The sequence below is a fragment of the Novosphingobium sp. MBES04 genome (assembly GCF_000813185.1).
Lineage (GTDB): Bacteria > Pseudomonadota > Alphaproteobacteria > Sphingomonadales > Sphingomonadaceae > Novosphingobium > Novosphingobium decolorationis.
In genome coordinates this window covers 1934240-1957582 of sequence record NZ_DF850488.1, presented here as the reverse complement: position 1 = coordinate 1957582, position 23343 = coordinate 1934240, and the positions used below count along the sequence as shown (strand labels likewise).

At 66.2% G+C, this 23343-nt stretch carries 17 protein-coding genes, 1 tRNA gene and 2 pseudogenes; 13 read left to right on the top strand and 7 right to left on the bottom strand.

The window, feature by feature from the left end:
• Nucleotides 1-786: hypothetical protein (locus MBENS4_RS25740; protein ID WP_206778139.1), on the bottom strand; the 786-nt coding region annotated here is incomplete at its 3' end.
• An 824-nt stretch (nucleotides 787-1610) separates the two neighbouring features.
• Between MBENS4_RS25740 and purH the strand changes: the two genes are divergently transcribed.
• The 5 genes and pseudogenes from purH (at nucleotide 1611) to dxs (ending at nucleotide 6427) form a co-directional block, all read left to right on the top strand.
• The gene (gene purH / locus MBENS4_RS08570; protein WP_039390123.1) at nucleotides 1611-3203 is read left to right on the top strand and encodes a bifunctional phosphoribosylaminoimidazolecarboxamide formyltransferase/IMP cyclohydrolase; all 1593 of its coding nucleotides are present in this window, start codon (nucleotides 1611-1613) and stop codon (nucleotides 3201-3203) included.
• 30 nt (nucleotides 3204-3233) lie between these two features.
• A complete protein-coding gene (locus tag MBENS4_RS08565; protein WP_039390121.1) occupies nucleotides 3234-3455 on the top strand; it encodes a hypothetical protein in 222 nt (73 codons plus the stop codon).
• Nucleotides 3456-3608: 153 nt separating this feature from the next.
• Nucleotides 3609-3773, top strand: a complete 165-nt coding sequence (locus MBENS4_RS25735; protein ID WP_159108032.1) for a hypothetical protein — start codon at nucleotides 3609-3611, stop codon at nucleotides 3771-3773.
• A gap of 68 nt (nucleotides 3774-3841) precedes the next feature.
• Nucleotides 3842-4345, top strand: a complete 504-nt coding sequence (locus tag MBENS4_RS08555) for a Fur family transcriptional regulator (protein WP_239026266.1) — start codon at nucleotides 3842-3844, stop codon at nucleotides 4343-4345.
• Nucleotides 4346-4493: 148 nt separating this feature from the next.
• Nucleotides 4494-6427: pseudogene (gene dxs, locus MBENS4_RS08550) on the top strand (1-deoxy-D-xylulose-5-phosphate synthase).
• Between the two features lie 153 nt (nucleotides 6428-6580).
• Here the strand turns inward: dxs and MBENS4_RS08545 are convergent.
• From MBENS4_RS08545 to MBENS4_RS08530, 4 genes and pseudogenes are all read right to left on the bottom strand, one after another.
• The gene (locus MBENS4_RS08545; protein ID WP_039390116.1) at nucleotides 6581-7339 is read right to left on the bottom strand and encodes an SDR family oxidoreductase; all 759 of its coding nucleotides are present in this window, start codon (nucleotides 7337-7339) and stop codon (nucleotides 6581-6583) included.
• A 74-nt stretch (nucleotides 7340-7413) separates the two neighbouring features.
• Nucleotides 7414-8715, bottom strand: coding sequence for an amidohydrolase family protein (locus MBENS4_RS08540; protein ID WP_039390113.1), 1302 nt, complete (start codon nucleotides 8713-8715; stop codon nucleotides 7414-7416).
• Nucleotides 8712-10094, bottom strand: coding sequence for an amidohydrolase (locus MBENS4_RS08535; protein ID WP_039390111.1), 1383 nt, complete (start codon nucleotides 10092-10094; stop codon nucleotides 8712-8714). Before MBENS4_RS08535 ends, MBENS4_RS08540 begins: the two co-directional genes overlap by 4 nt.
• Before the next feature lie 66 nt (nucleotides 10095-10160).
• Nucleotides 10161-11746 (bottom strand): annotated as a pseudogene (locus MBENS4_RS08530) (peptide MFS transporter).
• A gap of 354 nt (nucleotides 11747-12100) precedes the next feature.
• On the opposite strand from MBENS4_RS08530, the gene MBENS4_RS08525 reads away from it, so the two are divergent.
• The 7 genes from MBENS4_RS08525 (at nucleotide 12101) to MBENS4_RS08500 (ending at nucleotide 20391) form a co-directional block, all read left to right on the top strand.
• Nucleotides 12101-12382, top strand: a complete 282-nt coding sequence (locus tag MBENS4_RS08525) for an integration host factor subunit beta (protein WP_039390108.1) — start codon at nucleotides 12101-12103, stop codon at nucleotides 12380-12382.
• Nucleotides 12383-12492: 110 nt separating this feature from the next.
• Nucleotides 12493-12577 (top strand) — tRNA-Leu (locus MBENS4_RS08520).
• A gap of 74 nt (nucleotides 12578-12651) precedes the next feature.
• Nucleotides 12652-14139 carry a DUF2779 domain-containing protein gene (locus MBENS4_RS26565; RefSeq protein WP_242404842.1) on the top strand — a complete coding sequence of 496 codons (1488 nt, stop codon included), beginning with the start codon at nucleotides 12652-12654 and terminating at the stop codon, nucleotides 14137-14139.
• Nucleotides 14140-14367: 228 nt separating this feature from the next.
• On the top strand, nucleotides 14368-15648 hold the full coding sequence (locus MBENS4_RS08510) for a M20/M25/M40 family metallo-hydrolase (protein WP_052322118.1): 1281 nt from the start codon (nucleotides 14368-14370) through the stop codon (nucleotides 15646-15648).
• Between the two features lie 1026 nt (nucleotides 15649-16674).
• Nucleotides 16675-18927 carry a TonB-dependent receptor domain-containing protein gene (locus MBENS4_RS08505; protein ID WP_052322117.1) on the top strand — a complete coding sequence of 751 codons (2253 nt, stop codon included), beginning with the start codon at nucleotides 16675-16677 and terminating at the stop codon, nucleotides 18925-18927.
• Nucleotides 18928-18971: 44 nt separating this feature from the next.
• The gene (locus MBENS4_RS27160) at nucleotides 18972-19706 is read left to right on the top strand and encodes a hypothetical protein (protein ID WP_052322116.1); all 735 of its coding nucleotides are present in this window, start codon (nucleotides 18972-18974) and stop codon (nucleotides 19704-19706) included.
• Between the two features lie 421 nt (nucleotides 19707-20127).
• Nucleotides 20128-20391, top strand: coding sequence for a hypothetical protein (locus MBENS4_RS08500; RefSeq protein WP_239026268.1), 264 nt, complete (start codon nucleotides 20128-20130; stop codon nucleotides 20389-20391).
• Nucleotides 20392-20414: 23 nt separating this feature from the next.
• On the opposite strand, the gene MBENS4_RS08495 is transcribed toward MBENS4_RS08500, so the two are convergent.
• On the bottom strand, nucleotides 20415-21485 hold the full coding sequence (locus MBENS4_RS08495) for a S66 peptidase family protein (protein WP_039390106.1): 1071 nt from the start codon (nucleotides 21483-21485) through the stop codon (nucleotides 20415-20417).
• An 83-nt stretch (nucleotides 21486-21568) separates the two neighbouring features.
• Here MBENS4_RS08495 and MBENS4_RS08490 point away from each other — a divergent pair, with 83 nt between their 5' ends.
• Nucleotides 21569-22441, top strand: a complete 873-nt coding sequence (locus MBENS4_RS08490; RefSeq protein ID WP_039390103.1) for an LOG family protein — start codon at nucleotides 21569-21571, stop codon at nucleotides 22439-22441.
• A gap of 144 nt (nucleotides 22442-22585) precedes the next feature.
• Here MBENS4_RS08490 and thiD read toward each other — a convergent pair whose 3' ends face one another.
• Complete coding sequence (gene thiD / locus MBENS4_RS08485) at nucleotides 22586-23335, bottom strand: bifunctional hydroxymethylpyrimidine kinase/phosphomethylpyrimidine kinase (protein WP_039390100.1); 750 nt, start codon at nucleotides 23333-23335, stop codon at nucleotides 22586-22588.
• Nucleotides 23336-23343: the final 8 nt, after the last annotated feature.

The following is a 23343-nucleotide window of genomic DNA, read 5'->3' as shown; positions in this document are numbered from 1 at the left end:
AACTTCAGCCGGCGTATGATTTCGGGCAAATAACAAGTGAAGTGCACGCCGTAGGCGGGCAAGGCCGCCCGAGCATTTGGCTGTGATGGCAGAAATGGCGACATGCCCATCCGGCGCGTCGCGTAGATACTGTTTTGACTCACTCGACCAGTCGCCGAAGGCCAGCAACTCGGCGACCGCAAAACGCATCGCTCCAGTGGTGGTCTCGAAATCCGTTTGAATCCACCAGCCAGGCATGGTGACGGACCCATGGGCGAGATTGTTCCTTAGATCGCGCAGAAAGCGAAACTCAGGCCCCGATAGCGCGTCGAAGCCCAGTTCGCGCGATTGCTCGTGAAGGTCGGGCCGGACGGATTTCGTGAGCCGGCGCAGCGTGTCGATCGCACCTGTAAAGGCGGAGCAGAACGCCATTACTTCTTTCTGGGCGGGATGCTGCACGGTATGGTCAAGGTGATCCTCAAAGGAATCACGGCTCGCTCCATAGGCCACTAGTGCTGCTTCGCAGCGGGTGAGATCGAGGTGGGCTGAAAGCGCAGCGGAGATCAGAGCGTCGAGTCCCAACCTAAGCTTCCGTTCCTTCCAGTAAGGATGGTGCCGAAGCAATTCTACGCGAGTGCTGGGCGCGGACCACACTATGGCGCGCGCGATTGGTTCTGGCGTCGGGAAGGTCGCCTGCTGGAATTGTGCTAGAACGGCCTCGCGCTTCTCCCGCTCGCGCTGTTCCTTCTGCTCGGCCATTCTAGCGAGAAGGGCGTTGAGCCTGTTTCCCTGAGTTTGGTTTGCCAATTGCCTTTCCACTGCTCTTCGGGCGCCAATGCGTCCATTGTTGACCGTGTGAACAGCATAAGGGGTAAGAGAGAATCTGTCACTCAGAGAGCCGAAGCGCAGCTTTGGGAACTTCCGAGCCAACCGGCATCCATTTTTACGGTCATCTGACCATAAGCGGTCAGGCTGCTACCGGCCCAAATCTATCTTAATCGAAAGCTGGCCGGGCTAACGTTGAAGCTCGACTTCCGACAGAAGCTGCCGTTCGACATGTCGCGCGCGAACGTCGGCAATCTCCCAGACCAAGTCAAATCTGGATGCCCGCTCTGAGGCGCAGGAAAACTGCCGTCGAACGACCGAGATGGGCGCGTAGCTGCACTCCAATAGGACTTTCGCTGGTCCGGGAATGGTCGCTTTCCTGCACCGCTTCCTCAGAAGCCGACCGTCGCGAGGGTCCCAAGCGCAGGCTTCACCTCGCGCCCTGCCCTGTCCGATTCCGGGAGCGCGAGGGCGATGGCCCTCGCATTGGCCTTGCTTCGTTTCTGTGCGGCTTTGGATTTTGCTTTCCTACACCCAGGCCCTTGTGCGAGACGGGACGGATGCGGTCGCACGCTTCACTCTCCCTTTGGAACCGAACGTTTTTGAAGGTGACACGCGGGGGCCGGTGACACCCCCTGGACCGTGTCACCTGTGTCAACTTTGTGTCACCCTGTCCGCCCTTCGGGTGCGGACGCGGCCTTGCGGGCCACTTTTTGCCGCACGTACCCTTGCTCCTGTCCCGTCCGCGGCCTAAGGGCGCGCGCAAAGACTTGACGCCCTCTTCTTTGCAAGGAAGCCTTTCGACCATGAGCGATACTGTCCAGATCCGCCGCGCCCTGCTTTCGGTTTCCGACAAGACCGGGCTTGCCGAACTGGGCAAGGTCCTTGCCGATCGCGGCGTCGAGCTGGTCTCGACCGGCGGTACCGCCAAGGCGCTGCGCGAGGCGGGCCTGACCGTCAAGGACATCTCGGAAGTGACCAATTTCCCCGAGATGATGGACGGCCGCGTCAAGACGCTGCACCCCAAGGTCCACGGCGGGCTCCTGGCCGTGCGCGACAACCCCGAGCATGCCGCCGCGATGGCCGAGCATGAAATCGGCGCGATCGACCTCGTCGTCGTCAACCTCTACCCCTTCGAGGCAACTGTCGCCAAGGGCGCGGACCGCGACACGATCATCGAGAACATCGACATCGGCGGCCCCTCGATGGTGCGCTCGGCGGCCAAGAACCACGCCTACGTCACCATCGTCACCGACCCCGTCGACTACGAGGGCCTGATGGTCGAGCTGGAGGCCACCGACGGCGCCACCACGCTGGCGTTCCGCAAGCTGATGGCCGCGCGCGCCTTTGCCCAGACCGCCGCCTACGATTCGATGATCTCGCAGTGGTTCGCCTTTGCCGACCAGGGCCAGGAATTCCCCGAGATGCTCGCCGTCAACGGCCGCCTCTCCACCACCCTGCGCTATGGTGAGAACCCGCACCAGAAGGCCGCGCTCTACACGCCGGTCGGTCCCTACACCAAGGGTCTTGCCCAGGCCGAGCAGATCCAGGGCAAGGAACTCTCGTACAACAACTACAACGACGCCGACGCTGCCTTCGAACTCGCCGCCGAGTTCAAGGGCCAGAAGCCCTCGGTCGTCATCGTCAAGCACGCCAACCCTTGCGGCGTTGCCCAGGGTGACACGCTGCTGGGCGCCTGGAACGATGCCCTGGCCTGCGACGATGTCTCGGCCTTCGGCGGGATCGTCGCGGTCAACCAGACCCTCGATGGCCCGACCGCCGAGGCGATCTGCCAGATCTTCACCGAAGTCGTCGTCGCGCCCGACGCGGACGAGGACGCGCGCGCCTTCTTCGCCAAGAAGAAGAACCTGCGCCTCCTGCTCACCGGCGAACTGCCCGACCCGCGCCGCGGCGGCCTCAACGTGAAGCCCATCACCGGCGGCCTGCTCGTCCAGGGCCGCGACAACGGCGCCATCGGCTTCGATGACCTCAAGGTCGTCACCGAGCGCGCGCCCACCGACGCGGAACTCGCCGACTGCCTCTTCGCCTGGACCGTGGCCCGCCACGTCAAGTCGAACGCCATCGTCTACGCCAAGGACGGCGCCACCGCAGGCATCGGCGCAGGCCAGATGAACCGCCGCGACTCCTCGCGCATCGCCGCGATGAAGGCCGCCGAAGCGGCTGAAAAGTTCGGTTGGGACAAGCCGCGCACCCATGGCAGCGCGGTGGCCTCGGACGCCTTCTTCCCCTTCGCGGACGGCCTCCTCGCCGCCGCCGAAGCGGGTGCCAGCGCGATCATCCAGCCCGGCGGCTCGATCCGCGACGATGAAGTGATCGCGGCGGCCAACGAAGCGGGCCTCGCGATGGTCTTCACCGGAATGCGCCATTTCCGTCACTAAGACACCGACACGCCGGGGGCCGCTGCACACATGACCTTGCTCTGGCTCGGCCCCCTCGTGACGCTCGGCTTCATGGCCGGGTTCCTGATTTCAGCGATCCTGCTGCGCATGGGGCGCCTCTCGCGCCCGGCCAGCTGGATCGCCGCGCTCGGCCTTCCCTTCGGCTGCGCGACCTTGCCGGTGCTGATTCTGGCCGTGCTTTCGCTCTTCGAAATGCTGATGGAAACGCACAGTCCTTCGACAGGAATGTGACAAGTTCCCGCCGATTTCCTCGCCCTGCCGCCCACATGAAACAACTCATCGTCCGGTCAACGGATGATGCCCTTTATTCACTCGACGGTCAGCCGTTTTGGGACAAGAGGGCGCGGAAGAAACCGGCGGCCCGCGCCGCCAGAACCTATTAGATTGCCTGGATACCCTATGCGCCTGCTCAAGACCCAATTCGCCCGCTTCTTCGCTCTCGGCTTCGCCGGTGGGGCCGTGCTGGTGTTCGGCGTCATGGGCATCGACACCGGCACCTCGCTTTCGGACTCGATGGTCCCCCCGGCCGAAGCCGCCACCACACGTTGAGGCACGCCGGACGCGGCGCACAGCCGTCCGGACTCACGGCCCCACCCGACATTGCGAAGCGGGGCCGGATGGCCCATATTGGAAGCATGGGCACCGATCTTCACGACGACTGCGAAATCACGCACGGCCACCACGAGCACAGCGGCGAAGGCCTGAAAAGGGCGGCGCGCGACGTGCTGGTATCGGCGGGTGAGCAGTGGACCGACATGCGCGCGGACGTGTTCGCCTCGCTGGCCGAACGCACCACGCCCGCTTCGGCCTATGACCTCGCCGAAAGCGTTTCGGCGCTGCGCGGCAAGCGCGTAGCCCCCAACAGCGTCTACCGTATTCTCGACCTCTTCGTGCGCACGAACCTGGCGCGCCGGGTGGAAAGCGCAAACGCCTACATCGCCAATTCGCATCCCGGCTGTCGTCACGACTGCATCTTCCTAATCTGCGATGCCTGCGGCGAAGTCGTGCACATTGATGACGACGAACTGACCGGCGCGCTCATCAAGGCCGCCCGCGACAACGGTTTTGCCGACGTGCGCCCGGTCGTCGAACTGCGCGGAACCTGCGCCTCATGCAGTTGAAGCGCTCTCTTTTCCCAGTGCCAACTTGAAACGCCCGCCAATTTCTTGACTTTTCCTTGGCACAATCCTTACGGACGGCCGTTAGGACCCGATGGCTCCGAAGTCGATCAGATCGACATGCCCGCCGCACACGTGTAAGGCTAACCTGATGAACGCCAGCTCGGCAACGCCCCTCCTCGATACCGTTTCCACCCCTGAAGACCTGCGTGCGCTTGCGCCCGGCCAGCTGCGCCAGCTTGCCGACGAATTGCGCACCGAGACGATCTCGGCCGTGGGGCAGACCGGTGGGCACCTGGGCTCGGGGCTCGGCGTGGTCGAACTTACGGTCGCCTTGCACTACGTCTTCGACACGCCCGTCGACCGCCTGATCTGGGACGTGGGCCACCAGGCCTATCCGCACAAGATCCTGACCGGCCGCCGCGACCGTATCCGTACGTTGCGCCAGGGCGGCGGCCTCTCGGGTTTCACCAAGCGCTCCGAGAGCGAGTACGATCCCTTCGGCACCGCGCATAGCTCCACCTCGATCTCGGCTGCGCTCGGCTTTGCCATGGCCAACAAGATCAAGGGCGTGGCCGGACGCGGCATTGCGGTGATCGGCGACGGCGCGATGAGCGCAGGCATGGCCTACGAGGCGATGAACAACGCCGAGGCCGCAGGCAACCGCCTGATCGTGATCCTCAACGACAACGACATGTCGATCGCGCCGCCGGTCGGGGGCCTCTCGTCCTACCTCGCGCGGCTTGTGTCCTCGGGCAAGTTCCTGGGGCTGCGCGAGCTTGCACGCCGCTTCGCCCGCCGCCTGCCGCGCCCGCTGGCGCAGGCTGCCCGCAAGACCGACGAATACGCCCGCGGCCTCGCCATGGGTGGCACGCTGTTCGAGGAACTGGGCTTCTATTATGTCGGCCCGCTCGACGGCCACGACCTCGATTCGCTGGTTCCAGTCCTCGAAAACGTGCGCGATGCGGGCGAAGGCCCGATCCTGCTCCATGTCGTGACGCAGAAGGGCAAGGGTTATCAGCCCGCCGAGGATGCGGCCGACAAGTACCACGGCGTCCAGAAGTTCAATGTCGTCACCGGTGAGCAGACCAAGCTCCCGCCGGTCCGCCCAGTTACACCGGCGTCTTTGCCAAGGCGCTGGTTGCCGAGGCCGAGAAGGACGACACGATCTGCGCGATCACGGCGGCGATGCCTTCGGGCACCGGGCTCGACAAGTTCGCCTCCTCCTTCCCCGAGCGTTCGTTCGATGTCGGCATCGCCGAACAGCACGCCGTGACCTTCGCAGCCGGTCTGGCCGCGCAAGGAATGCGCCCGTTCTGCGCGATCTACTCCACCTTCCTGCAGCGCGCCTTCGACCAGGTCGTGCACGACGTGGCGATCCAGAACCTGCCGGTGCGATTCGCCATCGACCGGGCCGGGCTTGTCGGGGCAGACGGCGCCACCCACGCAGGCTCGTTCGACATCACCTACCTGGCGACGCTCCCCAACATGGTCGTCATGGCCGCCGCAGACGAAGCGGAACTGGTCCACATGACCCACACCGCCGCGCTGCATGACAGTGGCCCCATCGCCTTCCGCTACCCGCGTGGCAACGGCGTGGGCGTGGAACTGCCCGAGACCCCGCTGCGCCTCGAGATCGGCAAGGGCCGCGTGGTGCGCGGTTCGGCGGAAAAGGGCGGCAAGGTCGCCATTCTCTCGCTCGGCACGCGCCTTGGCGAGGCGCTCAAGGCCTCCGACACGCTGGAGGCCAAGGGCCTGCCGACGACGGTCGCCGACATGCGCTTTGCCAAGCCGCTCGACACCGACCTCATCCGCCGCCTGATGCTGAACCACGAAGTGGTCATCACGCTGGAGGAAGGTTCGATCGGCGGCCTTGGCGCCCACGTCCTCACCATGGCGAGCGACGAGGGCCTCACCGATGCGGGCCTCAAGATCCGCACCATGCGCCTGCCCGACGTCTTCCAGGACCAGGACAAGCCCGAGAAGCAGTACGACGATGCCGGCCTCAACGCGCCGCAGATCGTCGACACCGTGCTTTCGGCCCTGCGCCACAACAGCCAGGGCGTGAGCGAAGCGCGGGCCTGAGCGAAAGAACGAAGGAAGAAGTTCCGAGGGCCATCGCCCTCGGGCTCCCCATACCAGTCTACCTCACCTTCCACCTGCTATTCTGGCGGAGATAAGGTGTGGTTGCCGATTTTGGGGTCAAGGGGCGATGGCCCTTGAATCATTCGTCTTCCTTCAATGCGCGTAGAGCATCTTGCGCGTCATCCCCCCGTCGATGACGAACTGCTGCCCCGTGATGAAGCCTGCGCCTTCCGAGGCGAGAAACGCGACAGTCCCGGCGATGTCCTCAGGCACGCCGACCCGCCCCACGGGATGCTGCGCGTGATCGATGGGCCGATGTTCGGGCTCGCTGCGTGTGCTGGCCTTCTGCCAGTCGGCCGTCTCGATCCAGCCCGGCAGGATCGCGTTGACGCGAATGTCGGGGCCAAGGCTGATGGCAAGCGCGTGGGTCATCGCGCATAGCGCGCCCTTGGCCGCCGCGTAGGCCTCGGTATCGGGTTCGGACTGGAGCGCGCGGGTGGACGCCATGAGGACGATGCTTCCCTGCCGCGCGCGCAAGGGCGCGACCGCCCCCCGCACGGCCAGGAACGCCCCTGTCACGTGGCTGTCCTGCCAGCGCCGCCACTCCTGCAGCGAAAGCTCCTCGATCGGCCCGGAGACCGGATCCGCGATCCCCGCGTTGGAAACGAGGAGATCAAGGCCGGCATTGTCCGTCCACCGCGCGACCTGGGCAAAGGCGTGCGCCATGCCATCTTCGTCCGCCACATCGACGGTCTGGGTCAGAAGCTGCTCACTGCCGCTCTTGGCCGCAAGGTCGGCCAGCGCCTCGTCGTCACGGTCGAAGGCCGCCACCTTCCACCCTTTGCCAAGGAGATGGAGGACCACCCCCTTGCCGATACCCTGGGCGCCGCCCGTCACAATCGCGATCCGCATGGTGTCCTCGTGTGTCCCTTCTTCGTTTCAGGGGATGAACGCCTGCGGAGCGCGAAAGTGTCGCGACGGCCAGCTTACCAGCTGTAGGCCTTGGGCAGGTAGGTGCGATCGAGGTCCTTGTAGCGTTCGCGCAGCCGTGCCTGGTGGCTGTCGAAGGGCTGCTTGACCCCGTCGATGTAGACCGCCTCGGGCGCCGAGGAGAGCTCCAGCGGATCGCCGTCCCAGATCACCACGTCGCCTACCGCACCAGGTGCCAGGACGCCTTCCTTGCCGCCCATGCCGCTGATCTCGGCCGGGATCGAGGTGATCGCGGCAAAGGCCTGCGCCCAGGTGAGGCCAGTCGCTCCCGGCAGCTTGGTCAGCGCCACAAGGTTCCCGGCCTGCTCGGCCGCGCGGCGGGGCTGGTTGTCGCCCACGAAAAGGCCAATGCCGACCTTGACGCCCGCCTGAACCATGCGCCCGACATTCGACTGGGTCGCGCCCAGCACCTCGAACTGCTCGGGCAAGTCGCGCAGCGGCATGGTCAGGACCGGGACGCCCGAGGCGGCGATCTCGTTCGCCACCATCCAGCCCTCGCTCGCGCCGATCAGCACGAGTTTGAGTGCGGGAAACTCGCTCTTGAGCGCGAGCACGGCGCGAATGTCCGAAGCGCGCTCGACATGGACGTAGAGCGCCTGTTCGCCCGAGAGGACAGGCGCGAGAGCGGCCGCATCGGCATGAGTCAGCAGCGCATCGGAGGCCCGTTCGGCGGAAGCCGAAGCGCCTGCAAGCGCCTTCGCCTCGCGCAGCGCATTGCGCAGCGTGACGTGCGCGGACATGCGGCTGCCGCCGGCCTCGCGCGCGCCGCCTTCGCCCAGGACCACGAACTGGAAGGCGCGGGGCTTGTCGACCAGCCCGGCATCCGCGCCCAGATCGATGAGTGCACCCTGCCCGGCAAAGATCGCGTTGCCCGGGAACGGCGTCACGCTGGCGCGCGTCACCCCGCCTTCGCGACTGACCGCGATATGCTCGTTGGCCGGGTTCAAGGCGGGCACGACATCGAGGCTGGCGTTGAACGGGCTCTTGTCGGCCGAGAGATCGTTGCTGTCGCCGACCGCCTGCACGTCCCACAGGCCCATGTCCGAGACCGCCGCGAAGATGCCGGGCGTCACCCACTTGCCGGTGCCGTCCACAGTCTCGACCCCGGCCGGGACCGCGACGCCCACGCCTGCGGCCACGACCTTGCCCGCCTGGACAAGAACGGTCGCACCTTCGACCGGTTCGCTGCCATCGCCCTTCGCCAGCGTGGCGTTGGTGACGGCAAGGTCCTGTGCGGACGCGGCAAGCGGCGCGGCGATGGCCGCCAGGCTGGCGGCAAATGCGAGGATACGGCTCATTTCACGTCTCCTTCACCGGGCTGGCCGAGTTCGAAATCGCTGACCGGACGCATCCGGGGATTGGTGGCATCGAACAGCATCGCGCCGTCGATCCAGACCTTTTCCGGGCGGGTGTAGACCGAGAGCGGATCACCGTTCCACAAGACGACGTCGGCCATCTTGCCTTCTTCCAGACTGCCGGTCTGATCGGCAATGCCCGCCGCCTTGGCCGCATTGTAGGTGAACCAGGAAATGACCTGGGCATCGGGGATGTCGATCCCCATCCGGCGCCCGGCACCTTGCGCCTTGGCCGCCGCCTGGTTGAGGCGCTGGATGCCGTTCTGGTCGTCCGAGTGAATGACCACGCAGGCACCTTCCTTGGCGATCAGCGCGGCGTTCTCGGGGATGCCGTCATAGGCCTCCATCTTGAAGCCGTACCAATCCGCCCATACCGCCGAGCACACGTCCGCCTCGCGCAGCATGTCGGCGATCTTGTAGCTCTCGACCGCGTGGTGGAAGGTGGTGACCTTGTAGCCCGCCTCCTTCGCCATATCGAGCACGAGCGCCATTTCCTCGGCCCGGTAGCAGTGGTTCTGGACGAGGATCTCGCCCTTCAGCACGCCCTCCAGCGTTTCCTTAGCAAGGTCACGCTTTTCGTGGTCACCCTCCATGTAGGCCTTGGCGTCGATCCACGTCTGGCGGTTGACCGCGAAGTTGCCCATGCGCGTGGACGGCTTCATCCCGCGCGAGCCGTAGACGCGCTTGGGATTCTCGCCGCAGGCCATCTTGAGCGAATAGGGCGCGCCCGGGAACTTCATCTGCTGCACGGTGATCGCGGGCACGTTCTTGAGCATGACCGAGCGCCCGCCCATGAGATTGGCCGACCCCGGCAGGATCAGGAGCGAAGTCACCCCGCCGTTCGCCAGCGCGCGGCTGAAGCCCGGATCCTGCGGCCAGACCGAATGCTCGGCCCAGACATCGGGCGTGGTCGGCGCGGTGGCCTCATTGCCATCCGAGTTGGCATCGACACCGGGCGAGGCATAGTCGCCCAGATGCGAGTGCGCGTCGATGACGCCCGGCGTCACGAACTTGCCCGTGCCATCGATGCGGTCGTAGCCTTCGGGGATGGCGAGGTCGGAGGCACCCACGGCGACCACCTTGCCCTCGGCAAAGAGCACCGTGCCGTTGTCGATCCGGCCGCCACGCCCGTCATAGACGGTGGCGCCCACCAGCGCCGTCGGGCGCCCGGGATAGGCCTGGTAAGTCGAGGCGTAGGGCACCTCGCGCGACGCCTCGGCGTCCTTCTCCTTCTTCTTCGCCTGCGCGCCCGGCGCCAGCGTAAGCGCGAGGGTCAGCGCCAGTGCGCTGCTCCACCGCCCGATCTGCGACGTCATCCTCATGTGTCATGCCCCTGCTTGAAAGAACTCCGGCCCGATCATCGCTGACCGGGCCGGAGGGTTGTGTCCTTAGTTCGGCTTCACCTCGGGGTGAACGCCGCCTTCCTGGGCTTCAAGGCCCGCCTCGCCCTGCCCGGCAAGGTCGTCCTCCGCGCCGTCGTCGCGCAAGCTGTCGAGGTGCATGAGGCGCTTGACCAGCGGGCTGAGGACGAGGACGGCCACGCCGATCCCCACGCCATACCAGCCCACCGTGTTGTAGACGCCCAGCACCAGTTCCTTGCCCGCTTCGCCGCCTTCGAGGCCATCGCCGCCTGCCGCCTGCGAGATGAGGCCCGCCGCGAAGTTGCCCGTTGCCGAGGCAAAGAACCAGGTGCCCATGATGAGCGAGGCCATGTGCGCGGGCGCCAGTCGGTTCATCGCCGAAAGGCCGACCGGCGAGAGGCACAGCTCGCCCGTGGTGTGGAGAAGGTAGATGAGGAAGATGAAGAGCACCGGCACGGCGTTGTCCATTCCCGCAGCCTTCGCGCCCCAGACGAGGACGAGGAAGCCAAGACCCACCTGGATGACGCCCAGGCCGAACTTGAACGGGGCCGAAGGCTCGAACCCGCGGCGGCCCAGCATCGTCCAGATCCCGGCGAAAAGCGGGGCCAGAAGGAAGATATAGGCCGCATTCAGCGACTGGAACATCGAGGCGGGTGCCTCGAAGCCGAGCATGGTGCGATCAACCTCACGGTCGGTGAAGAGCGAGAGCGAGTTGCCCGCCTGCTCGAACAGCGCCCAGAACACGATCGACACGAAGATCAGGAACAGCGCCGCGAAAATGCGGTCGCGGTCGTGCCCGGGCAGCTTCACCACCGAATAGAGGATCACGCCCAGCACCAGAATACCGCCGAAGATACCGAGCAGCGTGCCGACCACGGCCTGGTTCTGCACCAGCCACCAGCAGGCCAGCACGGCCACGAGGCCCACGCCGTAGAGCGCCCACTCGAAGCCCTTCGAGAGGGGCTTGGGCGCTTCGCCGCGGCCCATTAGGAGCGGCTTGAAGACGACGAAGACGACAAGGCCGAGCAGCATGCCCACGCCCGCCGCACCAAAGCCATAGGACCAACCGTAGACCTCGCCCAGGTAGCCGCACAGCAGCGAACCGAGGAAGGCGCCCAGGTTAATGCCCATGTAGAAGATGGTGTAAGCCGGATCGCGGCGCGCATCGGTGCGCGGGTAGAGCTGGCCGACGATCACCGAGATGTTCGCCTTCAGGAAGCCCGAGCCCACGATGATGAAGGCGAGCGCCAGCCAGAACACGTTGAGGCTGGCCGCATCCTGTCCGCCCGAACCTTCAAAGCCCATCAGGAAATGGCCGAATGTCAGGAGTATAGCGCCGTAGGCACGGCCTTGCGCTGCCCCAGGTAGCGGTCGGCCAGATAGCCACCCAGCACCGGGGTGATGTATACGAGCGCGGTGTAGGCGCCGTAGATGACACCCGCTTCCCCGTCCGAGAAAAGCCAGTGCTTGGTCAGGTAGAAAATGAGCAGCGCGCGCATGCCGTAGTAGGAGAAGCGCTCCCACATCTCGGCAAAGAACAGGACGAAGAGGCCTTTCGGATGCCCCAATATGGTGCCGCGGGCATCCCCGCTTTCGGCATAGTGTGTCGCCATCGACCCCGGAATTCCCTTGATTGATCGTGTTGTTCGGCCCTGTGCGCCGCGCAGCAAAGGGGCGCGGGCCGCGTATGACGGGCGAGCCTAGCGGCAAAACGGTCATTGTGAAGGGGGGACCTTGCCTCGTGCACACCCATGTCACGGCGCGAAGGCCCGCGGTTCGGCCTGGAAATGGACGGGCAAAGGTTAGGCGTTGCGTCATGCGCCACGAAATGTCATTTTCCCTTTCGACGCGGACGTTTGAATACGCAATTTTATGATTCGAAGGGGTGCGGTCCTTTTTTCGGGCCGCTGTTGGAACCAGTTCCGGAAAGTCCGGCATGGTCGGACCCGGTGCAATTGGGGGATGCAATGATCAGATCCGAACTGCTGCAGGCACTCGCCAAGGAAAATCCAGAGCTGCGCGCCGAAGACGTGGAAAGTGCGCTCGACACCTTCTTCAACGAGATCGGCCAGCGCCTCGCCGACGGTGGACGCGTGGAACTGCGCGGTTTCGGCGCCTTCTCGACACGCCATCGTGACAGCCGCGTGGGCCGCAACCCGCGCACCGGCGAAAGCGTGGAGGTCCCCGAAAAGCGGGTGCCCTACTTCAAGCCGGGCAAGGAAATGCGCGCGCGCCTCAACGTCACCTGAACGGGCCGGGCGCGCCGCCGCACGTCGGGCTTCGGGCGCGCCGGCCAGGTCCTCGCAAGTTCCCCGTTGCCGCCGGCCCCGCGATCTGCCAGATCGCTGCCCACGCCTGTGCGGGCGTGGCGGAATGGTAGACGCCGGGGACTTAAAATCCCCTGATCCTTGATCGTGCGGGTTCGAGTCCCGCCGCCCGCACCACACGCCTGTCCGGGTTGGCCGAGCGCGGCCTGCCCGTGGAGCGCTCCATTCGATGCCTGCTTTCGATCCTCACGTTGCCCGGATCTGACCGGCTACTAACTCCGCGCCATCTGGCCGCGCTGGCCCAGTGCCCGCGTCGGCTCTGGCTGGAGATCTATCACCCCGAGTTGGCGCGAGCCACGCCCCACTTCGAGAGCGCGCCCTTCGACATTCACGAACTGGCCCGCGAGCAGGAAGGCACCGGCACGCGCCTTGGCCCGCACCAAAACCACGTAACGGCGCTGCGACGTACCCGCCAGATCCTGGCCGCCGGGCATCCGGGTCCTATCTTCGAGGCCCGCTTCGATCACGAAGGCCTCGTGGCCGATGTGGACCTGCTCATCCGCGACCCCCTGGCGCCGGGGCGCTGGCGGCTCCATGCCGTCCTCAGGACCACCAAGCCCAAGCCTCAGCATGTCGCCAGGCTGGCGGCCCAGATGTGGATCGTCGAGCAGTGCGGATTGCCGATCTCGCGCGCCCGGATCCGCCATATCGCCCCCGACTTCGTGCTCGACACGCCGGGGGAGTATCGCGGCCTCTTCACCGACACCGACGTCACCGCCTCCGCGCGCGCGCAGCAATCCGACATGGCCGATCTGCTCGGCGAAGCCCGCCGGATCGTCGCGGGACCCGAACCGGACTGCCCGACCGGCCCGCATTGCCGCAAGCCTGCGCCCTGCCCCTTCGCCGCGCATTGCCAGGCGCTGGAGGACGCGCCGGAATGGCCGGTCACGCTTCTGCCGGACGGAGGCGGGCGCAAGTGGGCCCGCAAGGGCGTGTGGGACCTTCTGGAACTTGACGCCGCAACCATGGCCAAGCCACGTGAGGCCCGCATCGTGGCGGCCACCCAGAGCGGCACCCCGTTTCATGACGCCCAGGGCGCGCGCCGCGCCATGGGCTCTTGGAACTGCCCCCGCGCCTGGCTCGATTTCGAGACGATTGCCGCCTCGGTCCCGCTCTGGGCAGGCACCCGGCCCTACCAGCAGGTTCCCTTCCAGTTCTCGCTTCACCTCGAGCAGGCCGATGGCACGGTGACCCACCATCAATACCTGTGCGTCGATGGCAGCGACCCGCGACCGGGCTGCGCCGAGGCGCTGGCGCGCACGATCCCACCCAACGCGACCATCATTGCCTACAACGCCGGGTTCGAGCGCGCGATCCTGCGCGCGCTGGCACGCCAGGTCCCTGCCTTCGAAGCCCCCCTGATGGCGCTTGCCGAACGTACGGTCGACCTGCTCCCCGTCACCCGCAACCACTGGTACCACCGCGACCAGCGTGGCTCCTGGTCGATCAAGGCGGTGCTGCCCACGATTGCCCCGGAACTCGCTTACACGCAGCTTGCCGTTCAGGACGGCGCGATGGCACAGGACAGCTTTCTGGAAGCCAGTTCGCCCGCTACCTCACCCGAGCGCCGCCGCGCGCTGGAAGAGGCATTGCGGGCCTATTGCACCCGCGACACCTGGGCGATGGTGGTCCTGGCCAGACGACTTGCTGCTCCACAGGAAGGGAACGCGAACGATTAAGGGCCGCCTCGGCTTGCGAAGGTTGGGACCATACCTGATCCCGCCATGATCCCCGCGCATTGCCAGCGCCCGCACCATCGGTAGAGTGGCTCCGGAATGGGCGCGCCGTTCCATCCGCACCGCGAGGCGCGCGCGTCCGAAAACACAGGGGGCCCTGCCGATCTCATGACCATACAGCACGTTCTTTCGGCACGCGGCCACGCGTCCGCCCTCCCACGTACATCTGTAATGGCGCGTGCATGGGGCGTTGCCGCTGGCCTCGCAGGCCTTGCGCTGGCCCCCCAGCCCGCCGAGGCGCAGGACTATGACATTGAGGCCAGCCGCCTCCTCGCCAGCCCCAGGTTCGAGGCCGCCAGGAAATCGCTCGCGGCCGACTACGACACCATTGTCGCCGATCTCATCACCCTGACCGAGATCGAGGCGCCCCCGTTCAAGGAGGCCAGGCGCGCCGCCGCCTACGCGCAGATGCTGAAGGCCGCCGGGCTCGAGAACGTCCAGACCGATGCCCAAGGCAATGTCATGGGCCTGCGCAGGGGATCGGGCGGCGGGCCGCTGATCGCGGTCGCCGCACACCTCGACACCGTCTTCCCAGAGGGTACCGACGTCACCGTAAAGCGCGAGGGCAATCGCCTGGCGGCCCCCGGGATCGGCGATGACACCAGCAGCCTGCCGGTGCTCCTCGCCTTCATCCGCGCCATGGACAAGGCCGGATACACGACCAGGGCCGATATCCTGTTCCTGGGCGATGTGGGCGAAGAGGGCCCGGGCAACCTTCGCGGCATGCGCCATCTCTTCAACGAAGGCCCCTACGCAGGCAAGATCGACGCCTTCATCTCCTTCGAGCCGGGCAAGGCCGGGCGCATCACCCATGGCGGCATCGGCTCCAGGCGCTACACGGTGACTTTCAAGGGGCCCGGTGGGCACAGCTACGGCGCCTTTGGCCTGGTCAACCCGGCCTACGCGATGAGCGATGCGATAACCCAGTTCGCCAGGATGCAGGTGCCCGCCTCGCCGAAGACGACCTACAGCGTGGGGATCGTCGAGGGCGGCACCTCGGTCAACTCGATCCCCTTCGCAACGACGATGACTGTCGACATGCGCTCGGAGAGCGCCGAGGAACTGGCAAAGGAGGAAGCCGCCTTCCTCGCCATCCTGCCCGGCGCCGCCGCGCGCGAGAACGCCGCGCGCTCGACCGAGCAGGGCGAGATCACCTATGAGACCACGCTCATCGGCGATCGCCCGGTCGGCCTCACCGCGCGCTCCGCGCCGATCGTCGAATATGCGCGCGCCAGCAGCGAGGCGATGGGCTTCCAAGTCCACTACGGCAGCAGTTCGACCGACAGCAACCTCCCGATGAGCCTGGGCATTCCCGCCGTCACGCTGGGCTCAGGCTTCACTACGCACCGCGCGCACTCGCTCGATGAGTACCTCGAACTCGACCGCGAGAACGACCTTGCCAGCATGAGCGCCGGGCTCGCCACGCTGCTGCTCCTCGCCAAGGCAGACTAGATCCCAGGCCCCCCGGCACCACGAAGCACAAAAGCGGCGATTCATGAAACTGATCCGCACGCTGGCTCTGTTCACCGCGAGTACGGCCCGGACCACGACAGCCCCGAACACGCCCGCCCTGGCCCAGGACCGGCCGACCTGCCAGGACAGCGAATGGGCGGGCCGATCTCGACGCGCAGTTCGCCCATAACCGGAGCGCACTGGCGCTCGCCCACGGCACCAGGCTCGCCGCCTGGCGCCTGCGCCGGGCCCAGGCCACGGGCCGCACGGACGAGGCAATACTCGCCCCCATCACACAGCGCCTGCTGACCTCGACGCCGCGCTGGGCCCGGTGACCCCGGCCGAGCTCACCGCCTACCTTCTGGGTGCGCCTGCCGTCCCGGAGACCTGAGATCGCCCCTCCCGCCATGGCGTGTGCCAGGCTCGGCGCATAGCCAGAGGACGCTCCTGGTCGGCTTCAAGGTGCTCTGATCCCCCCTCGGATGGCCGGGGCCGCAAATTCGGGCCTTGTCTCTGACGCCCCCGCTAGCTCGGGAGGACCTGGCAACGAAGGGTTCGGGCGACGCACCAGTTCTTGGAGAGAAAGGCAACTTCATTACATTTTTATGGCAATTTTGTTCGCATCACTACGCCCATGAAAAACCTAGAGGACATTTTGCAGATCAGTTGACAGACGCAATCGAACTTGAAAGAGCAACGAGAGCCGATCTCCCGCAAATATTGCGTCGCACAATGCAGCCTTCTTGCACCCGATCACATTGTTGCAGTTTGTTTCTGCAATGCCGATATCTTGTTGGAGTAATTCGGCCAAAGGATACATTTTTTATTTAAAACCAAAGCGTTGCATGATTGCAACGCCTCGCAAATATATTGCTTCAACATTTCCAAAAGCATTGAACGTCCTTTCCCTGCCCGCCAACAGGCAGCGCTCATGGCTTTCGCGTCTGCCGATCGCGGAGCCCTGCAACCGAGCCGGATCCCCCAGCGCCCCCACGCTGCCCGGTTCCAAGGGACAAGGACAACTACGTGACACCCACTTTCCGGAAGGCCGCGCTGCGCGGCGCCACCAGCCTGACCGCTTTCGCCCTGCTGTGCGGCACCGCCCATGCCCAGGACGCCACCGCTCCGGCTCCGGCCGCCAGCGAAGGCGCCGACGATGTCATCATCGTCACCGGCTCGATCACCCGCAACCCGGCGGCTGCCACGGCCTCGCCGGTCGTCTCGATCACCTCGGACGATCTTGAGAAGCGCGGCATCAAGACTGTCGCCGACACGCTGCAGACGCTGACCGCCAACAACGCGGGCACGATCCCCGCCAGCTGGTCGGGCAACGGCTTCACCACGGGCGCCACCGCCCCGTCGCTGCGCGGCTTCAACAACGCCTACACGCTGACGCTGTTCGACGGCATGCGCACCGCCTACTACCCGCTTGCGGACGACGGCCAGCGCAACATCGTCGACATCAACTCGATGCCCGGTTCGATTGTCGACCGCGTCGACACCCTGCTCGACGGCGCCTCGGCGACCTACGGCTCGGACGCGATCGCGGGCGTGGTCAACGTCATCTCCAAGCGCCAGATCCAGGGCCTGCACCTCGATGCCTCGATGGGCGTCTCGCAGCGCGGCGACGGTGACGAGCAGCGCATCAACGGCACGTATGGCTACGGCGATCTCGACGACCAGGGCTTCAACATCTACGCGAACTTCGAATACCAGAAGAACGCCGCGATGGACCTCTCGGCCCGCAAGGGTCCGTGGAGCACGGCTGACCAGTCCTCGATCTGCGGCGGCCCGACCGACGGCTGCCTGACCAACAACGTGCGCAACGGCATCCAGGCCGACGGCGGCTACGGCGGCATCCAGTCGACCATCGTGCCCTTCGTCCAGCCCTTCACGCAGGACGCCACGGGCGCCTACGTCGCGCAAGGCGATTACCAGATGCTCAACCCGAGCGCGGGCTGCGGCCGCCTGAACGCGCTCACGCTGACGCCTGAGCAGCAGCAGAACGCCACCGTTGTCGGCACCCCCTCGGTGGTCTGCCAGCAGGACCTCACCAACGACTACGAGGCCTACACCGCGCGCACCAAGCGTATCGGTGGCACGCTGCGCGGCACGGTGCGCCTGAACGACCTCACCGAGGCGTTCCTGATGTTCAACTACTACAACGTGACCACCGCGAACCGCATGGCCCCCTCGGGCTGGACCGGCCGCACCGCGGCGGGTGGCGATCGCGTTACGATCAGCCAGATCTACCTGCCCGCCTATGTCTGCGCGAACGGCGTGGGCACGCTGTCGGGCGAGGCCAACAACATCCTGAGCGGCACGGGCTGCGATGCCAGCAACGGCACGCTCAACCCGAACAACCCGTTTGCCGCGCAGGGCCAGTCGGCCCGCCTGCTCGGCATGCCCGACATGCCGCGCTACACCTACACCAACGCCAAGACCTACCGCATCTCGGGCGGCGTCGACGGCTCGTTCGGTGACGGTTGGGACTACATGATCGGCGCGACCGCCTCGGAAGTCACGCTGGACGTCACCAACACCGGCTACATCAACGCCCAGGGCCTGATGGACGCGGTGGCGCAGGGCACCTACAACTTCATGGATCCCTCGGCCAACTCGGCCGAAGCCATCCAGGGCGTGTTCCCCGACCAGCACAAGCGCGCGACCTCGAAGCTGGCGCAGGTCATGGCGACCCTCAGCAAGGACGTGTTCGAGCTGCCGGGCGGCATGGTCAACGTGGCCATCCAGGGCCAGTACCGCTACGAGTCGATCAACAACCCGAGCTCGAACGCCCCCAACGACGTCAACCCGGCGGATCGCTACTACGGCATCAACGCCATCGGCGTGAAGGGTCACCGCGACGTGTGGTCGGCGGCTTACGAAATCTCGGTTCCGATCGTGGACGAATTCCGCGTGAAGGCCGACGGCTCGTATGACCACTACTCGACCGGCCAGGAAAACTTCGCGCCCAAGTTCGAGGCCGAATTCCAGCCGATCGACGAGATCAAGCTGCGCGGCACGTTCACCAAGGGCTTCCGTGCCCCGAACCTGAACGAATCGTTCCAGCTGCCTTCGACCGGCTACATCACCTCGACGATCAACTGCAGCAATGCCGCGTTCCAGTCGTTCTGTGACGCACACGCCAGCAACCCCGGCTACTACGAGGGCGGCTACAGCGTGGGCATCACTTCGGCCGGCAACCCGGACCTGAAGTCCGAGAAGTCGACCTCGTACACCTTCGGCGCGGTGATCCAGCGACCCGCAACATCACGCTGACGGTCGACTACTGGCGCACCAAGATCAAGAACCTGATCACCTCGGTGAACCCCACCGATGAGCTCTACGCCGCGTACTACGGCAACAACGGCCAGGTGAACATGCCCGGCATCACCGTGACGCAGGGTGCGCCCGATCCGGAGAACCTGGGTGCACTTCCGCTGATCGGCGAAGTCGGCAGCTCGTTCCAGAACGCGAACTCGATGCTCGGCAAGGGTATCGACGTCTCGGGCTCGGCCTACTTCGGGCTCACCGACACGATCACCTGGCGCACCAACGCCACGGCCTCGTACCTGATCCGTCTGCAGCAGGACATCGACGGCACGATCAACCGCTTCGACGGTTCGCTGGGTGGCTGCAACTGGACCTCGTGCTCGGGCGCCCCGCGCTTCCGCGCTTCGTGGCAGAACACGCTGGACTTCGCCGACACCACCAGCGTGACGCTCACCGCGTACTACACCAGCGGCTATTCGAGCACCGCGTCGGATGCCGGCGGCACCTACAAGGACTGCGAAGCCAGCGCGGCGGCCGGTCAGCTCGTGACCTACCCGGACAGCGGCCGTGCCGTGCAGTGCCATGGCCCCAGCACCTTCAACCTCGACGGCCACGCCGAGACGAAGATCGCCGACGGCAAGTTCACGCTCTACGCGGATGTCATGAACATCCTCGACGGCAAGCCCAAGTACGACCCGAACGCTGCCTACGGCATCTACAACTTCAACGCCGCATGGAGGGCTCGCTCTTCATGGGCCGCTACTTCCGCATCGGCGCGAAGGTAGACTTCTAAGGCAACCTGCGTCTCGTCCGGCGGTCCGGTCCCTTGTGGACCGTCGGACAGGACGGCGCCCGTCGTCCGGTTCCCCGCCGCGGTTGCCCGAAACCCTGACCGCGGCGCATCCTCCCGCCGGACCGACCGGGCCCCGAGAAGGGGCGGCCTCCCCACGAGGCCGCCCCTTTTTCGTATCCGCAAGCCACGCACATGTCCGTAGGCTGCCGCTTGCGATCCGCTAACCCTATCCGACCTAGATTGCCTCTCCAGGCCGCTTGATTGGCTGGCTAACCGAATGGCCGGAAGGAGATCGGATGGTCCGTGCCCTGTTCCCCGCGGCATCGCGGGCTAGAAGCGAGAGCCTGGTCGAGGCGCCGCCTGGCGCCCCCAGCTCACCCTTCGGGCGGCGGGCGCCGCGCGAGCACGTAGAGATGCTGGCGCGCTTTCGCCGCACCATTTCCAGCAGCACGGTCATGCTCAAGGATCTGACCCCCTATGGCGCCCGGATCGAGGGCGTGGAGGGGCTCGAACCCGACGAAGCGGTGCGCCTCGCCCTGCCCGGCCAGCGCCCGGCCCTCGCGTTCGTCGCCTGGTCCAACGCCCATTGCGCCGGGCTGGAGTTCGCAGAACCGCTCGACCTCTATGTCTACGGAGATCTCGTGCGGCGCTACGCGCTGCCCGGAGAGCGGGACTGACCCGCCCACGACGGGCCGCGCGCTCAGATCACGACCGGTTCGAGGACCTGGAGCGTGCCCGCATCGGCATCGAGGCGCACCTGGCACCCCACCGGCACGCTCGCCTGCGCGGCAATGTGACCGATCGAGAGACCCTGGAAAGCCGGAATGCCAAGCCCGCCGAAATGCTGGTCGAGCACTTCGTAGATCGTGAAGTTGGAATAGCCAGGCCCCGGGTTGCGGCAATTGGTGCACTGGCCGAAGACGACGCCCGCCAGGCCTTTGAGAACACCGGCCAGGGCAAGCTGGGTCAACATGCGGTCGATCCGGTACTCGGACTCGTTGGTGTCCTCCAGGAACAGGACGGCGCCGCGCATGTCGGGAAAATAGGGCGTACCGACCAGCGCCGAAAGCACGCTGAGATTGCCGCCCAGAAGGCGTCCCTGCGCCTGCCCGCCCGCAAAGACGCGCGGGCCGCGGCGGCCTCCGCCCAGGCTGGGACCTGTGTAGCCTGCGACCGAGAGCGTGGGCGTTGCGCCCTCGAAGGCCAAGGCGCGCCAGCTCTCCCAGGCCACGAGCGGCCAGCTGGCCGAGGCGTTGGGGCCATGCAGGCTGGGCGCGCAGCCATGGGCGGCCAGCGCGGCGTGGAGCGCGGTGTTGTCGCTGAAACCGGTGAAGAGCTTGGGGTGACGGCGCAGCGCGGCAAAGTCCAGCCGGGGCAGAATGCGCGCGGTGCCCCAGCCGCCGCGCACGGCCATGACGCCCTTTACGCGGGGGTCCTGCCAGGTTTCCATGAAGGCGGCCGCGCGCGCCGCGTCCTCACCCGCAAGATAGCCCGCCCGCGCGGTCAGGTTGGGCGCGAGGGTCGGCTCCAGCCCCATCGCGCGCACCGCCTCGGCGATTTCCTCGATCCCGAACCGGTCGCCGATGAAGCCCGCCGGCGCGACCAGCCCCAGCCCGTCGCCGGGCCGCAGGCGCGGGGCGCGGAGCCTTTCGCCCCTGCCCGCGTTGTCCTTCGCATGCGCGCGATCGGCGACGGCAGATGGGAGGCCCGAAAGGGCAAGCCCCCCGGCCAGGGTCGCGACGGTTTTCAGGCATTGGCGTCTGGACTGCATGGTGTGGCACCCTAGCCACGCCCCGCGGCGGCGTCTCGGCAAATCTCTCGACGGACCGGCCTTCCCGGTCCATGGATAGGCAAATGACAGAAGAAGAAAAGAAACTCACCGACCGCCGCTTCTACAAGGCGGAACAGGAAGCCACCTTCGCCGGCGAACAGACCGGCACCCTGCAGACGCAGCACCCGGCCTACCAGCTGGCCTTCCAGGACACCGATTTCCTGCTGCGCGACGAACTGCGCCCGGTCCGCTTCCAGCTTGAACTGCTCAAGCCCGAGATGCTGCTGGAAGAAGCCAACATCGGCTCCACCCTCGTCATGTACGGCTCGGCCCGCATTCCCTCGCCCGAAAAGTGCGACGACGTGCTCGCAAAGGCCTCCAGCGACGAGGACAGGAAGGTTGCCGAGCGACTCGTCGCCAAGGCCAAGTACTACGAGGAAGCGCGCAAACTCGCGCGCATCGCCAGCCAGTGCGGGCTGGTGGAAAAGGGCATGCGCCAGTTCGTCGTGTGCTCGGGCGGCGGCCCCTCGATCATGGAAGCGGCCAACCGCGGCGCGCACGAGGTCGGCGCGGAATCGCTGGGCCTCAACATCGTCCTCCCGCACGAGCAGGCGCCCAACCCCTACGTCACGCCGCGCCTCTCCTTCCAGTTCCACTACTTCGCGCTGCGCAAGATGCACTTCCTGCTGCGCGCCCGCGCCGTCGCCGTGTTCCCGGGCGGCTTTGGTACGCTCGATGAGATGCTGGAGATGATCACCCTCATCCAGACCGGCAAGATGAAGCCGATCCCGGTGCTCCTCTACGGACGCGAGTTCTGGGAAAAGGTCATCAACTTCGAGGCCTTGGCTGAGGAAGGCGTGATTGCGAGGAAGGACCTCGACCTGTTCACCTGGTGCGAGACCGCCGAGGACGGGTGGAAGGCGATCCGTGCCTTCTACGATCTCGACTGCGGGTAAGGCAGGGCAAGTAAAGGACGTATCCGAGGGCCATCGCCCTCGGGCTCCCCAAACTTGTCGACTTCACCTTGAGAGCGCGACCTTGGCCGGAAACGAGAGGTCACCCATTCCGGGGTCAAGGGGCGATGGGCTCTTGAAAGAATCCTATCGGACCGCCTGGTGCCCCATCGGGCCATGCCCGGCGCCCAGCCCCGGGGCCGCGCTGAGGGCTCGGCGCACGAATTCGCGCGCGCCTTCGACCGCCTCGGGCAGCGACAGGCCCTGTCCCAGGCCCGTCGCAATCGCGCTCGAGAGTGTGCAGCCGGTGCCGTGGGTGTGGCGGGTGACAATGCGCGGTGCGCGCCAGATGACCGGGTCCTCGCCCGGCACCATCAATCGGTCCTCGACCACGTCGCCTTCGGCATCGCCGCCCTTGGCAAGGTAGGCCACGCCTAGCGCTTCCAGGGCCGCATCGCCGCCCAGGGCTTCGAGTTCGGGCACGTTGGGCGTCGTCAGCGCGGCGCAGGCCATGAGACGGGAGAAGGCCGCGATCGTTGCCGCATCGGCCAGCACCGATCCCGATGTCGCGACCATGACCGGATCGAACACGACAGGCACGCCCAGTTCCTCCAGCCGCGCAGCCACCACGTGCGCGATCTCGGCCGAACCCAGCATGCCGATCTTCACCGCATCGACCCCGATGTCGCTGACGCAGGCATCGATCTGCGCGCCCACCATCTCGGGCGAGAGCGCGACGACGTCGGTCACTCCGCAGGTGTTCTGCGCCGTGATCGCGGTGATCGCGGTCATGGCGTAGCCGCCCAGCATCGTGATCGTCTTGATGTCGGCCTGGATGCCCGCTCCCCCTGAGGAATCCGAGCCGGCGATGGAAAGAATACGAGGAGGTGTGGTCATGGCCTGAG

Bases quoted from the DNA above. Each gene is read 5' to 3' on its own strand.
- purH (WP_039390123.1), top strand. From the start codon at position 1,611: ATGAGCGATACTGTCCAGATCCGCCGCGCCCTGCTTTCGGTTTCCGAC.
- MBENS4_RS08565 (WP_039390121.1), top strand. From the start codon at position 3,234: ATGACCTTGCTCTGGCTCGGCCCCCTCGTGACGCTCGGCTTCATGGCC.
- MBENS4_RS08555 (WP_239026266.1), top strand. From the start codon at position 3,842: ATGGCCCATATTGGAAGCATGGGCACCGATCTTCACGACGACTGCGAA.
- MBENS4_RS08545 (WP_039390116.1), bottom strand. From the start codon at position 7,339: ATGCGGATCGCGATTGTGACGGGCGGCGCCCAGGGTATCGGCAAGGGG.
- MBENS4_RS08540 (WP_039390113.1), bottom strand. From the start codon at position 8,715: ATGAGCCGTATCCTCGCATTTGCCGCCAGCCTGGCGGCCATCGCCGCG.
- MBENS4_RS08535 (WP_039390111.1), bottom strand. From the start codon at position 10,094: ATGAGGATGACGTCGCAGATCGGGCGGTGGAGCAGCGCACTGGCGCTG.
- MBENS4_RS08525 (WP_039390108.1), top strand. From the start codon at position 12,101: ATGATCAGATCCGAACTGCTGCAGGCACTCGCCAAGGAAAATCCAGAG.
- MBENS4_RS08510 (WP_052322118.1), top strand. From the start codon at position 14,368: ATGGCGCGTGCATGGGGCGTTGCCGCTGGCCTCGCAGGCCTTGCGCTG.
- MBENS4_RS08500 (WP_239026268.1), top strand. From the start codon at position 20,128: ATGCTGGCGCGCTTTCGCCGCACCATTTCCAGCAGCACGGTCATGCTC.
- MBENS4_RS08495 (WP_039390106.1), bottom strand. From the start codon at position 21,485: ATGCAGTCCAGACGCCAATGCCTGAAAACCGTCGCGACCCTGGCCGGG.
- MBENS4_RS08490 (WP_039390103.1), top strand. From the start codon at position 21,569: ATGACAGAAGAAGAAAAGAAACTCACCGACCGCCGCTTCTACAAGGCG.
- thiD (WP_039390100.1), bottom strand. From the start codon at position 23,335: ATGACCACACCTCCTCGTATTCTTTCCATCGCCGGCTCGGATTCCTCA.